This is a genomic window from Streptomyces sp. NBC_00234 (genome assembly GCF_036195325.1).
Classification (GTDB): Bacteria; Actinomycetota; Actinomycetes; order Streptomycetales; family Streptomycetaceae; genus Streptomyces.
The window spans coordinates 5,193,667-5,206,432 of sequence record NZ_CP108101.1; the positions used below are offsets into that span (position 1 = coordinate 5,193,667).

Annotated in this window: 13 protein-coding genes and 1 pseudogene; 6 read left to right on the forward strand and 8 right to left on the reverse strand. The window is 70.8% G+C overall.

The window, feature by feature from the left end:
• Positions 1-29: 29 nt before the first annotated feature.
• Entirely contained in the window at positions 30-548 is a 519-nt protein-coding gene (locus tag OG230_RS23020; protein ID WP_328905609.1) for a DUF4245 domain-containing protein, read from the forward strand.
• A gap of 129 nt (positions 549-677) precedes the next feature.
• Here the strand turns inward: OG230_RS23020 and OG230_RS23025 are convergent, their stop codons facing one another.
• The 4 genes from OG230_RS23025 to OG230_RS23040 all read right to left on the reverse strand — a co-directional run bounded on the left by OG230_RS23025 (position 678) and on the right by OG230_RS23040 (position 4,445).
• Positions 678-1,268, reverse strand: coding sequence for a malonic semialdehyde reductase (locus OG230_RS23025; RefSeq protein WP_328905610.1), 591 nt, complete (start codon positions 1,266-1,268; stop codon positions 678-680).
• 163 nt (positions 1,269-1,431) lie between these two features.
• A complete protein-coding gene (locus OG230_RS23030; protein WP_328905611.1) occupies positions 1,432-1,701 on the reverse strand; it encodes an exodeoxyribonuclease VII small subunit in 270 nt (89 codons plus the stop codon).
• A 56-nt stretch (positions 1,702-1,757) separates the two neighbouring features.
• Positions 1,758-2,969, reverse strand: a complete 1,212-nt coding sequence (gene xseA, locus OG230_RS23035) for an exodeoxyribonuclease VII large subunit (protein ID WP_328905612.1) — start codon at positions 2,967-2,969, stop codon at positions 1,758-1,760.
• A 69-nt stretch (positions 2,970-3,038) separates the two neighbouring features.
• Positions 3,039-4,445, reverse strand: a complete 1,407-nt coding sequence (locus tag OG230_RS23040; protein ID WP_328905613.1) for an APC family permease — start codon at positions 4,443-4,445, stop codon at positions 3,039-3,041.
• A gap of 82 nt (positions 4,446-4,527) precedes the next feature.
• On the opposite strand from OG230_RS23040, the gene OG230_RS23045 reads away from it, so the two are divergent.
• A complete protein-coding gene (locus OG230_RS23045; protein ID WP_328905614.1) occupies positions 4,528-5,517 on the forward strand; it encodes a 4-hydroxy-3-methylbut-2-enyl diphosphate reductase in 990 nt (329 codons plus the stop codon).
• A gap of 45 nt (positions 5,518-5,562) precedes the next feature.
• Positions 5,563-6,318 carry a polyphosphate--glucose phosphotransferase gene (gene ppgK, locus OG230_RS23050; RefSeq protein ID WP_328905615.1) on the forward strand — a complete coding sequence of 252 codons (756 nt, stop codon included), beginning with the start codon at positions 5,563-5,565 and terminating at the stop codon, positions 6,316-6,318.
• An 18-nt stretch (positions 6,319-6,336) separates the two neighbouring features.
• On the opposite strand, the gene OG230_RS23055 is transcribed toward ppgK, so the two are convergent.
• Positions 6,337-6,939, reverse strand: a complete 603-nt coding sequence (locus tag OG230_RS23055) for a DUF6542 domain-containing protein (protein ID WP_328905616.1) — start codon at positions 6,937-6,939, stop codon at positions 6,337-6,339.
• 194 nt (positions 6,940-7,133) lie between these two features.
• Between OG230_RS23055 and ychF the strand changes: the two genes are divergently transcribed.
• Positions 7,134-8,222: a redox-regulated ATPase YchF gene (gene ychF / locus OG230_RS23060; RefSeq protein WP_328905617.1), complete on the forward strand. Its 1,089-nt coding sequence runs from the start codon at positions 7,134-7,136 to the stop codon at positions 8,220-8,222.
• 114 nt (positions 8,223-8,336) lie between these two features.
• On the opposite strand, the gene OG230_RS23065 is transcribed toward ychF, so the two are convergent.
• Positions 8,337-8,963, reverse strand: coding sequence for a TetR/AcrR family transcriptional regulator (locus tag OG230_RS23065; protein ID WP_328905618.1), 627 nt, complete (start codon positions 8,961-8,963; stop codon positions 8,337-8,339).
• A 260-nt stretch (positions 8,964-9,223) separates the two neighbouring features.
• Between OG230_RS23065 and OG230_RS23070 the strand changes: the two genes are divergently transcribed.
• On the forward strand, positions 9,224-10,732 hold the full coding sequence (locus OG230_RS23070; RefSeq protein WP_328905619.1) for a serine hydrolase domain-containing protein: 1,509 nt from the start codon (positions 9,224-9,226) through the stop codon (positions 10,730-10,732).
• On the opposite strand, the gene OG230_RS23075 is transcribed toward OG230_RS23070, so the two are convergent.
• On the reverse strand, positions 10,717-11,250 hold the full coding sequence (locus OG230_RS23075; protein ID WP_328905620.1) for a hypothetical protein: 534 nt from the start codon (positions 11,248-11,250) through the stop codon (positions 10,717-10,719). The two genes, OG230_RS23070 and OG230_RS23075, sit on opposite strands and share 16 nt — an antisense overlap.
• A 150-nt stretch (positions 11,251-11,400) precedes the next feature.
• On the opposite strand from OG230_RS23075, the pseudogene OG230_RS23080 reads away from it, so the two are divergent.
• Positions 11,401-12,159 (forward strand): annotated as a pseudogene (locus OG230_RS23080) (phosphatase PAP2 family protein); the annotation flags it as partial.
• Here the strand turns inward: OG230_RS23080 and OG230_RS23085 are convergent.
• Complete coding sequence (locus OG230_RS23085; protein ID WP_328905621.1) at positions 12,079-12,762, reverse strand: response regulator transcription factor; 684 nt, start codon at positions 12,760-12,762, stop codon at positions 12,079-12,081. The pseudogene OG230_RS23080 and the gene OG230_RS23085 sit on opposite strands and share 81 nt — an antisense overlap.
• Positions 12,763-12,766: the final 4 nt, after the last annotated feature.

Below are 12,766 nucleotides of genomic sequence, written 5' to 3' on the forward strand. Positions count from 1 at the left end.
GCGATAAGGCCCATGCCACCATTGAGCGCGTGGCAAGCAAGCGAGGCAAGCAGACCGTGCGGGACATGTTCCTGTCGATGATCGTGATCTCCGCTGTCGCAGGGGTCATCTACATCTTCATTCCGCACGACGACAAGGCCGTTCCGGTGAAGGCCGTCGACTACCGGGTGGAGCTCCTGACGGCGCGGCGCGCGGCGCCGTACCCGGTGGCGGCGCCCGACGGGCTGCCGAAGGGGTGGAAGCCGACCTCGGTCTCGTACGAGCGTGCGGCGGACGACAGCTGGCACCTGGGATTCCTCGACCCGGAGGGCAAGTACGTCGCGGTGGAGCAGTCCACGGCCCCGGCGAAGAAGTACGTCTCCCAGGTCAGCCAGAGCGCGACGGACACCGGGCGCACGCACGAGGTGGCGGGCGCGTCCTGGCAGCACTGGAAGGGCCCGAAGTACGACGCCCTCGTGCTGCACGCCGACGGTTCGACCACCGTGGTGACGGGTTCGGCGTCCACGGAGCGGCTGGCGCAGATGGCGGCGGCGCTCAAGACCTCCTGATACGGACGCGGCGCCGGGGCGTCCGGGCGCGGGCGCGACTCGGGACCTCCTGGTACGAACGCGGAGAAGGCCCCGGAGCACGATGTGCTCCGGGGCCTTCTCGGTGTCCGCTGTCGGCGTGCCGACGGATCAGACGGTCGTGACGACCTCGTCGTAGGCGAGGCGCGGCAGGCGCGGGAACCAGGCGTCCTCGCCCGGCTTGCCGATGTTGACGACCATGAGGACCTTGTGGTCGCCGTCCAGGAACTCCTTCTCGATGCCCGCGGCGTCGTAGCCGGTCATCGGGCCGGCGGCGAGGCCGGCGGCGCGGACGCCGATGATGAAGTACGCGGCCTGCAGCGCGCCGTTCAGCGTGGCGGACTGCTCGCGGACCGGGCGCTCGGAGAAGAACGCGTCCTTGGCCTGCGGGAAGTGCGGCATGAGCGCCGGGAGCTCCTCGTGGAACTCGTTGTCGGCGACGAGGATCGCGACCAGCGGGGCGCCGGCGGTCTTCGGGCGGTTGCCCTCGGACATGTGCGGGACGAGGCGCTCGCGGCCCTCGGCCGTGCGGACCAGGATCACGCGCAGCGGCGACTGGTTGAACGCGGTCGGACCGTACTTGACCAGGTCGTAGATCGCCTGGACCTGCTCGTCGGTGACCGGCTCGTCGGAGAAGGTGTTGGCGGTGCGGGCCTCACGGAAGAGGAGGTCCTGGGCGGCGGGGTCAAGAGCGAGGGACATCGTACGAGTACCTTCCGGACGTGCAGGGGATCAAGCGATGTCACGACCGTAGCCGAGAAGTAGGTTAACTTTCAACTAAAACGGCCCCGAAGTGATCCACCGCACCTTTCCCTGCCTCCGCGGCGTTCGAGGAGCCCGTGGGCGGAACCCGCCCGCCGAGCCCTCAGACGTCGCCGCCCGCACCCTCCGCGCCGTCGTCCCCGGCACGCTCCTCCGGCCGGGCCAGCGCCGCGTCGAGACGCGCACGCGCGCCCTCCAGCCAGCGCCGGCAGACCCGGGCCAGCTCCTCGCCGCGCTCCCACAGCGCCAGCGACTCCTCCAGCGTCGTGCCGCCCGCCTCCAGGCGGCGCACGACCTCGATCAGCTCGTCCCGCGCCTGCTCGTAACCGAGCGTGCCCGCAGCGGCAGCCGTCGTCGTCCCGTCGTCCGTCATGTGATCCACCCTATGTGTGAGCTACGACAGCAGAACCGCAGAACCGCACCGGCCGCTCACTCGGCGACCCGTACGGTGAACTCGCCCTCCGACACCCGCGCGCGCAGCTCCTCGCCGGGCGCCCCGGCCTCGGCCGGGGAACGCACCACATGGCCGTCCGGCCGCTGGAGCACCGCGTAACCGCGCTCCAGCGTGGCGGCGGGCGACAGGGAGACGACCCGGGCGAGGGTGTGCGCGATCTCCGACTCGGCACGGTCCAGGAGATGCCCGAGCACCCGCCGGCTGCGCCCGACCAGCGCGTCGACCTCCGCCTCCCGCTCGTCCACCAGCCGCTGGGGCCGCTCCATCGACGGCCGGCCCAGCGCGTGCGCCAGCCCCCGCTCCTCCCGCTCCAGCAGCCCCCGTACGGTGCGCAGCGCCCGGTCCCGGAGCTGCTGGACCCGGTCCAGCTCCTCGCCGACGTCCGGTACGACCTTCTTCGCCGCGTCCGTCGGTGTGGAGGCCCGCAGGTCCGCGACCAGGTCGAGCAGCGGGGAGTCCGGCTCGTGCCCGATGGCGGAGACGACGGGCGTGCGGCACGCGGCCACCGTCCGGATCAGCTCCTCGTCCGAGAACGGCAGCAGATCCTCCACGCTGCCGCCGCCCCGGGCGACGACGATCACGTCGACCTCGGGCAGCGCGTCGAGCTCCTTCACCGCCTGCACCACCTGATTCACCGCGTGCACGCCCTGCACCGCGGTGTTGCGGACCTCGAAGCGCACCGCGGGCCAGCGCCGCCGCGCGTTCTCCAGTACGTCGCGCTCCGCCGCCGAGGCCCGCCCGCAGACGAGTCCGATCAGCTGGGGCAGGAACGGCAGGGGCTTCTTCCGGTCCAGCGCGAAGAGCCCCTCCGCCGCGAGCGACTTCTTCAGCTGCTCCAGCCGTACGAGCAGCTCGCCGATGCCCACCGGCCGTATCTCCGTGGCCCGCAGGGAGAGCTGCCCGCGGGGCGCGTACCACTCGGGCTTGGCGAGGACGACGACGCGCGCGCCCTCGGTCACCACATCGGCGATCCGGTCGAAGACCTGCCGGAAGCAGGTGACGCTCACCGAGATGTCGTGCGAGGGGTCGCGCAGCGTCAGGAAGACCACTCCGGCGCCCGGCCGCCGCGACAGCTGCGTGATCTGCCCCTCGACCCAGACCGCACCGAGCCGGTCGATCCACCCGCCGATGAGCCGTGACACCTCGCCGACGGGCAGCGGTGCTTCCGCGGACGTGTTGAGAGCCATGCGGCGAGCGTATCGGCCCCCACCGACAGGAACCCCGACCGCGCGCCGCCCCGCTCCCGCCCCTGGCGCTCAGCGAGTCCCGGTGGTCCTCTCGGGTCCCGGCCCCGAACCGCGCCCGTTCGGCCCCGCCCGGCGTCCCCACTGCAACGCGAGCACCACAAGACCGACCCCGAGCCAGCACAGGCCCACCACCTGCGCGCTCGACGTCGCCTCGAGAATCACCGCGATCAGGACGCCCGCGCCCACCACCGGCATCAGCACATGGCGCCACCAGCTCGGCGGTCCCTCCATCCGGCGTACGGCGAACCAGCCCACCACCGACGCGTGGAGCAGGACGAAGGCCGACAGCGCCCCGATGTCCACGACCGACACCAGATGGTCCAGGCCGTCGTCCCGCCGGGCCGCCCACACCGCGGCCACCAGGGTCACGAGCCCGGCGCCCAGGATCGCGGTCCGCGGGACCCCGGAGTGCCGGTCGACCTTGGCCAGGAAGCCCGGCAGCCGCCGCTCCCGCGCCATCGCGAACACCAGCCGGCCGGCCGCCGCCTGCCCGGCGAGCGCGGCGAACGCCGCGCCGATCGCCTTGCTCACGGCCACCAGGTCGTGCAGCCAGGTACCGACCGAGGCGTCGACCGCGTCGTAGAAGGCGGACCCCTGCTTCGCCGGATCGGCCGCCAGCTCCGCTGAGCTCAGCGGCTCCAGCAACGCGGCCAGATACGACTGCGCGATGAACAGCGCCCCCGCCAGCACCAGGCAGAACAGCACCGCACGGGCCACCTTCGCCGAGCCGCCGGTCACCTCCTCGGCGAACGAGGCGATGGCGTCGAAACCCAGGTACGACAGGACGGCCACCGACACCGCCCCCAGCACCGCCGTCATCGAGAAGCCGGAATCCCCGGTGAACGGGGTCAGCCAGCCGCGCTGCGCCCCGTCCCGTACGAGCACCCACACCGCGGACACCACGAAGACGAGCAGCACCACGATCTCCATCGCGAGCACCGCGAAGCCGACCCGCGCGGCGGCCCGGACGCCCCACAGGTTCAGCAGCGTGGTCACCACCACGGCGATCGTCGTCCACACCCACCGCGACACCTCGGGCACCAGCGCGTTCATCGCGATCCCGGAGAAGAGATAGGCGACCGCCGGGATCAGCAGGTAGTCGAGCATCGCCATCCACCCGGCGATGAACCCCGGCCCTTCCCCGAGCCCCTTGCGCGCATACGTGAAGACCGAACCGGCCAGGGGGGCGACGCGCACCATCTGGGCGTAACTGAAGGCGGTGAACGCCATGACGACCGTGGCCACGACGTAGACGAGCGCGACCGCGCCCTCGGACTTCGCGTCCAGCGTTCCGAAGACCCCGACCGGCGCCATGGGGGCGATGAACAGGAGCCCGTAGACGACCAGGTCCCGGAAGCCGAGCGTCCGCCGCAGGGTTCCCCGGTCCGCGTCGTGGTCCTTGGTACTGCCGGCCATGAACCCTCCGTCGCTGCGTTTGCGCGTGATGCCCCAGTCTCCCGACCCTGCCGGACCCGCGCCTGTTCGGTACGGCCTTACGATGGGACGCATGACTGCAACGCCTGCACGCCGTGTCCTGCTCGCCGCTCCCCGTGGCTACTGCGCGGGCGTGGACCGTGCCGTGATCGCCGTCGAGAAGGCCCTTGAGCAGTACGGGGCCCCGATCTACGTGCGCCACGAGATCGTGCACAACAAGTACGTCGTACAGACGCTGGAGAAGAAGGGCGCGATCTTCGTCGACGTCACCGCGGAGGTCCCCGAGGGGTCCATCGTGATGTTCTCCGCGCACGGGGTCGCGCCGACCGTCCACGCCGAGGCCGCCGAGCGCAAGCTCGCCACGATCGACGCCACGTGCCCGCTGGTCACCAAGGTCCACAAGGAAGCCGTGCGCTTCGCCAAGGAGGACTACGACATCCTCCTGATCGGCCACGAGGGCCACGAGGAAGTCATCGGCACCAGCGGTGAGGCGCCCGACCACATCACCCTGGTCGACGGCCCCGAGGACGTCGCCAACGTCTCCGTCCGCGACGAGTCGAAGGTCGTCTGGCTCTCCCAGACGACACTCTCCGTCGACGAGACCATGGAGACGGTCGACGCCCTCAAGGAGAAGTTCCCGAACCTCCTCTCCCCGCCCAGCGACGACATCTGCTACGCCACGCAGAACCGCCAGATCGCGGTGAAGAAGCTCGCCGAGGACGCCCAGCTCGTCATCGTCGTGGGCTCGAAGAACTCCTCGAACTCCATTCGCATGGTCGAGGTCGCCCTCGACGCCGGCGCACCCGCCGCCCACCTGGTGGACTTCGCCGACGAGATCGACGAGGCGTGGCTGGAGGGCGTCACCACGGTCGGCCTGACCTCCGGCGCATCCGTTCCGGACGTGCTGGTCGACGGCGTCCTGGAGTGGCTGGCCGAGCGGGGTTACGGCGACGTGGAGACGGTGAAGACGGCCGACGAGTCGATCACCTTCTCGCTCCCCAAGGAGCTCCGCCGCGACCTGCGGGCCGAGGCGGCGGAACTCTCGGGCAAGTAGAGCCAAGCCGGGCGTGGGGCCCGGGGTGCCCGTACCGTGGATCGTATGGAGATCTTCGGCGTGGACATCGGCGGATCCGGGATCAAGGGTGCTCCCGTGGACCTGGACCGCGGAGACCTGGCGCAGGAGCGCCACAAAGTACTGACACCGCAACCGGCCACGCCCAAGGGCGTGGCCGACTGCGTGGCCGAGGTCGTCGGCCACTTCGACTGGCAGGGGCCCGTCGGCATCACCTTCCCGGGCGTCGTCACCGGTGGCATCACCCGGACCGCGGCCAATGTCGACAAGGGGTGGATCGACACGGACGCCCGCACCCTCCTCGGCGAACGGATCGGCCTGCCGGTCACGATCCTCAACGACGCCGACGCTGCCGGAATGGCCGAGATGGCCTTCGGTGCGGGCCGCGGACGCAAGGGCACGGTCATCATGCTGACCTTCGGTACGGGGATCGGCAGCGCGGTCTTCACGGACGGCCGGCTGGTCCCCAACACCGAGCTGGGCCATCTGGAATTGCACGGCCACGACGCGGAGAAGCACGCCTCGACGAAGGCCAAGGAGGACGAGGACCTCAGCTGGCACCACTGGGCGCACCGAGTGCAGAAGTACCTGGTCCATGTGGAGATGCTGTTCTCGCCCGAGCTGTTCGTCATCGGCGGTGGGGTGAGCCGCAAGGCGGAGAAGTTCCTGCCCCTGATCGAACACGTGCGGGCCGAGATCGTGCCGGCGGAACTGCAGAACAACGCGGGCATCGTCGGAGCGGCGATGGCCGCCGCCCGGAGCTCCGAGGGCTCCGGGACCTGACCGGGCGCTCCGGCCCCGCTACGACTGGGGCTGCTGGGGCCGGCGCGCGTTCTGCACCCCGCGCGCGGCCTGCGTGGTGCGGAGCAGGTGCCGCTGCCGCATGTGCCGGATCTTGCGCACGCTCGCGATGAGACCGGCGACGAGGGTGCCCCCGTACAGCCAGCCGGCGTGGACGGCGAGCGCGGTGACGACCGCCATCGTCTGCCCGCCGAAGCCGCCGGCGCCCCCGGAGATCGGGATCACTCCGACGGCGAAGGCGATCGGCACGCTGATCGGCGCGGTCACCAGGTCCGCGGGCCGGACCCAGAGCGCGGTCAGCGCGCTGACCGGCAGGAACAGCAGTCCGTACACCGTTTCCGAGCTGTCGAGGAGAAGCCAGTCGAGGCAGGCCAGCACGAACATGGTGAGGGCGGCGAAGAGCCCCGCGCCGATGCCGGTCAGCCGGGGATTGGGGAACCTGCGCAGTGCCGACACCACAGGCGACACCGTGCGGGGCCGGGCGCCGGGCGCACCCACCACCCGATAGACGGCGGCGGTCTCATCGAGGGTGGCCTGCGGGGACAGCGGGGCCTGCTGTTGAGGCTGCCTGCGCTGCGGGGGACGTGTCCTGTGCTGCTCCACCAGCACAACGTAGGTCGCGTGACGGGAGGAATCAGGCGTTGGACACGCGCTTTGGCCGAGCTTGGCGTTGAGTTCGATGTCACACGGCCGAAAGGCGACCTGTTCGGCCCCATGGCCGACCCGTGGCTGCCCGGCCGGACCCGCCCGTAAACTGGACTCTCTCTCCTTCATCCTTACTCCAGGAAGTCGCCAAAGTGTCGCTCACGATCGGAATCGTCGGTCTGCCGAATGTCGGCAAGTCGACCCTGTTCAACGCCCTGACCAAGAACGACGTGCTGGCGGCCAACTACCCGTTCGCCACGATCGAGCCCAACGTCGGCGTCGTGGGTGTCCCGGACCCGCGCCTGAACAAGCTGGCCGAGATCTTCGGCTCGCAGAAGCTGCTCCCCGCCACGGTCGACTTCGTCGACATCGCGGGCATCGTGCGCGGCGCGAGCGAGGGCGAGGGCCTGGGCAACAAGTTCCTCGCGAACATCCGCGAGTCCGACGCGATCTGCCAGGTCATCCGCGCCTTCAAGGACGAGAACGTCGTCCACGTCGACGGCAAGGTCTCGCCGAAGGACGACATCGAGACGATCAACACCGAGCTGATCCTCGCCGACCTCCAGTCCGTCGAGAAGCAGATCCCGCGCCTCCAGAAGGAGTCCCGCCTCCAGAAGGAGAAGGTCGCGGTCCTCGCCGCGGTCGAGGAGGCCCAGAAGATCATGGAGGCGGGCCAGACCCTCTTCGCCGCGGGCATCACCGCGAACACGGAGAAGGGTCGCCTCCTGCACGAGCTCCATCTGCTGACGACGAAGCCCTTCCTGTACGTCTTCAACGTCGACGAGGACGAGCTGGTCGACGAGGACTTCAAGAACGAGCAGCGTGCCCTGGTCGCCCCGGCCGAGGCGATCTTCCTCAACGCCAAGATCGAGTCCGAGCTGATCGAGCTCGACGACGACGAGGCCCTGGAGCTGCTCCAGTCGATGGGCCAGGACGAGCCCGGCCTGGCGACCCTCGGCCGCGTCGGCTTCGAGACCCTGGGCCTCCAGACCTACCTCACGGCAGGCCCGAAGGAGACCCGCGCCTGGACGATCAAGAAGGGCGCGACGGCCCCCGAGGCGGCCGGTGTGATCCACACCGACTTCCAGAAGGGCTTCATCAAGGCGGAGATCATCTCCTTCGACGACCTGGTCGAAACGGGCTCGGTCGCCGAGGCCCGCGCCAAGGGCAAGGCCCGCATGGAGGGCAAGGACTACGTGATGCAGGACGGCGACGTGGTGGAGTTCCGCTTCAACGTGTGAGCGGATGACCTGACGCCACGTTGGCCGCGTGGTTCACGTCAGGTCGGATGGGGTCGGCTCTTCCGGGAGTCGGCCCCTTGCTGTTTCCCGGGCGGGATGGTGCTGGGGGCAGGCTCATTCGTACTGTCGGCAGCGTCCGGGGAAGACGGCCTTGACCCGTGCGGAGACGAGGTCCAGGGCGCTGCGGGAGGCGGCGCCGTCGGGATCGGACCCGAGCTGAAGAGCCAGTCCCTCGACCAGGCTGTGCAGTTCGAGTGCGGCGAGATCCGGGTCGCTGTCGGCCGGTACTTCGCCGCACTCCTTTCCGTTGCGGACCGCTCCGGCGAGCATCGAGCGGATGAGCCGGCCCGTCTCGGCGTGGGCCTGCGCGAGGCGCGGGTTGTCCACCGTGCGTCCTACGAAGGCCAGCGTCACGCGGTGTGCCGAGCGGCGGGGCGGGTCCACCGGGAGCCACTCGGCAAGGCCGTCGACGACCACGTCGCGGATCGGCAGCCGCTCGCGCCTCGATCGTTCCTCCAGCGCCGAAACCCTCTCAAGGGTCTTCTGGACGACCCTCTCGTGAGTGAACAGCACCATCTCGTCCTTGGTCGAGAAGTAGTGCTGTACGTGGCCGACGGAAACCCCTGCCTCGGCGGCGGTCCGCGCCACGGTGACCTGGTCGAGACCCCGCTCGGTGATCAACCGCTGGACCGCGTCGGCGACCTGGACGCGCCTGGCTTGGTGATCGACGACCTTCGGCATGCCGTCAGGGTATCCGCCTTCGGGCCTTGCCAGATCTTTTTACCGTATGGTCATATTGTAAAAACTGCTGAGGGGCGAAGGGGGCCGTAGGCATGGGGATGAAGCCGCGAGCGAGGCTGCGACGGTGGCGCGTGGGGTTAGGGACGGCCATGGGGGTGGTGCTGATCGCGAGTGCGGTGAACGGATTCGCGCCCGCGGCTACGGCCGCCGGGAGCGCCGTCGTGAGTGCTGGGGGTGCTGTCGATGCCGGGACTTGGCCGGTGATCGACGACTTCGTCGAGGAGCGGCTCGATGCGACCGGCACGCCCGGTGCCGCGCTCGCCGTGATCGAGGGCGGTCGCGTCGTGCACGAGCGGGGGTTCGGCAAGGACGGCCGGGGCCGGGCCGTCACGTCGGATACGCCGTTCCTGTGGGGGTCGGTGGCCAAGCCGGTCACCGGGCTCGCCGTCATGCAACTGGTGGAGGCCGGCCGGGTGGAGCTCGACGCGCCGGTGCGGACGTACCTTCCCTGGTTCAGGCTCGCCGACCGCGAGGTGTCCGGCCGCATCACGGTCCGGCAGTTGCTCACCAACACCAGTGGAATCCCCACTTCCGCCAGCGCCCGGATCGGAGACCGCTACGACAACGCGCCGGGCGCCCTCTCTCACGCGGTCCGTGATCTGGCGCGGATCGCTCCCGCTGCCGAGCCCGGCGAGTCCTACGCCTACTCCAGCGCCGGATACGCCGTGCTCGGCGCGTTGGTCGAGGAGGTTTCCGGGCGGCCGTTCGGCGCCTACGTGCACGAGAACGTTCTGGACCCGCTCGGCATGGAGCATGCCGTCGCGACCGAGCGGGACTTCGACCGCGAGCAGGTGCCGCCCGGTCACCGGTTCTTGTTCGGCAAGCCGGCGCCGTTCGAAGCTCCGTACGACACCTCGGGCGTCCCCGGCGCCCATGTGGGCGGCAGCGCAAGGGACTTGGCCCGCTTCGTCAGGGCCCAACTCGGTGGTGGGCAGCTGGACGGGCGGCGGGTGCTCTCGGCGCCGGGGATCGCGGAGACCCAGCGCGGCCAGGTGGACAGCGACGCCGACCGCTTCGGACTCGGCTGGTCGGTCGGCACCCTCGAGGGCACGAACGAGCGCATGGTCTGGAAGTCCGGATCGCTGCCCGGCCACGATGCCATGGTCGTCATGCTCCCCGACAGGGACCGGGCCGTGATCGTCCTGCAGAACGCCTTCCACCTGCTGCGCGCCCAGGAGTTCCACGACGCCGCGTTCGGGGCCGCCCGGATCCTGTCCGGAGCACCCCCGGAGCGGACATCGGCCGATCCGCTCGCCTTCGTCCTGCCCTGGGCGATGGCCGCACTTGCCGGGGGTCTGGCGCTCGGCTTGGTCGCCCCGGCCCTGCGTCTCCTGCCCCGACGGCGGGAGGCGTCCCGAGCCCGCTCCCGGCGCCGGATCGTCCTGAACACGGGTGTGTCGGTTGCCGCGTTGCTCACGTCGGCGGCGCTGTTGTGGTGGGTGCTGCCCGCGGCCCTCGGCGGCTCGATCGATTCGGCCCTGCTCTGGCTGCCCGACGTGGGATGGGCCGCGGTGGGTGTCGTGGCGGTTGCTCTGGCTCTCGCGGTGGAGCGTACGGCGCTCGCCGTGGTGGATCTGTGGCGGCGCAAGGACCCCCAGCGCGCCGCCGAGCCCGCGCCACGCGCCATGGCCGACTGTGACCACGTCGCAGGGCCACCCTCGATTTCGCAGGCCGGAGCCCCGCCCGGCCGGGGTCACTCGTCGAAGTAGAGGTCGTACGGCAGGTAGTCGTCGTCCGGGACACGCGGTACGTAGTGCGGGGCCGTGCGCGCGGCGATCGCCCGCAGTCGGGTGGCGGCCTCCTCCTCGGAGGTGGGGGCCAGTCCGAGGGCGTTCAGGAGGGCGTCGCGTTCGGTGTCGAAGTCGGGGTGGTCGGCCCGGACTTCCGAGCCCAGCGCGTCGACGGGGAAGCCCTTCGCCAGGTCCCGCCAGCACGGCAGCACCACGAGGAGTGTCACGGCCTCGACGAGGTCGGTGCCGATCAGGGTGGCCCGGCCCTCGGAGTCGGCGTACAGGACAGGGCGTTCCCCGGCTCCGGCCTCTCCGCACAGGAAGTACGTGCCGCCGGCGCCGCAGCCGGCTATGGGGAGCAGCGGTGCTCCTGTCGGAAGGACGAGGTCCTCGACGGGGTCCCGGCGGTCGATCTCGAAATCGCCCGGCCAGGCGAGCGCGGCAGAGAGGGAGGGGTCCTGCTCGATGCGGCGGAGCAGATCATCCGATGCGGTCATGAGCGGAACGTAGCAGCGGGCTCGGACATGGACATTGCGCAGCCGTTGTCCGGGGCAGGCCGCTTCGTACGTCAACCCCGACCTTCGTCCCATTCCCGCCCTGCCGTTCGGCTCGGGCTTCCCGCTGCCGTCGCTCCTACGTTCGGGGCCATGGAAAAACACTCACGAAGGAACGCCGGGGGTGTCCGGCTCCTCGGTTCCATGGCTCTCCTGGGGGCGGGGGCCGTGGTTGTCGTCCGTCTGTCCCCGGGCGGGCTCGGGCAGGCCGGGGCGACCGAGGTCACCGAAGGGGGGTCGGTGTCGGTCTACCGGTCCCTGACCGGAGCCGTGGCCGATGGTCCGGCGTGGATCGGTTCGCTTCTTGAGGTGGCCACCGAGGGGACGTTGGTGATCCTGGGGCTGCTGCTCGTCCTGGTGTGCTGGACCTCGGGCCGCCGCAGGGACGTGGCGGGCGTCGCCGGGAGCGTCGTCGTCGGGGCCGGCACCGTCGTCGCGTACGCGCTCAGCGAGGCGCTGAAACTGGTCGTGGATCAGGAGCGGCCCTGCCGGGTGCTGTCCGGCGTCGAGGTGCTCGCGGAGTGCCCGGAGGTGGGGGACTGGTCCTTTCCCAGCAACCACGCCACCCTTGCCGTCGGTCTCGCGGTGGGGCTTGCCCTGCTGCGGCCCCGTCTGGCCGCCGTGACGCTGCCGTTGGCCGGAGCCGCCGCGCTGCTGCGGGTCCTGGTCGGAGTGCACTACCCGCACGACGTGCTCGCCGGTGCCACGCTCGGCGGCACGGTCGTGGCCGCGCTGCTGCTCGCCGCGCTGCCGCTCGTCGTGCGGGTGGCGTCACGGGTGGCCGGCCGCCGGTGGGGGAACGACACCGGCCTCGTGGGCGACCACGGCGGCAGCCGCCCGGTTGTCGACTCCCAGGCGGGCCAGGACGGAGCTGACGTGCGCCTTGACCGTGCCTTCGACCACATGCAGCCGACGGGCGATCTGGCCGTTGGACAAGCCGCTGCCGAGGAAGGACAGCACTTCGCGCTCCCGGGAGGTGAGCCCGTCGACCCGCTCCCGGGCGGCCTCCCGCCGGCCGGCCAGGGCGCTGGCCCCGCTCGACGCGAGGTGGGCGACCACCCGGGCCGCGACCTTCGGTGACAGATAGGCGGCGCCGTCGGCCACCGCCCGTACCCCCGCGATCAGTTCCTCGGGCTCGCCCGACTTGATCAGGAATCCGGCGGCGCCGCCCCCCAGTGCCTGGAGGATGTAGTCGTCCTCCCCGAAGGTCGTCAGCATGATCACACCGGTGGCCGGTGCCGTCCTGCGGATCTCGGCCGCCGCCTGGATGCCGTTGACCTTCGGCATACGGATGTCGAGCACGGCGACCTGGGGGCGGTGGAGCCGGACCAGCTCCACCGCGTCCTGTCCGTCGGCGGCCTCGGCGACGATGTCGATGCCCGGATCGGTGGACAGTACGGCCCGTACGCCCGCGCGGATCATCGGCTCGTCGTCGGCGATCAGTACCCGGATCATCGGC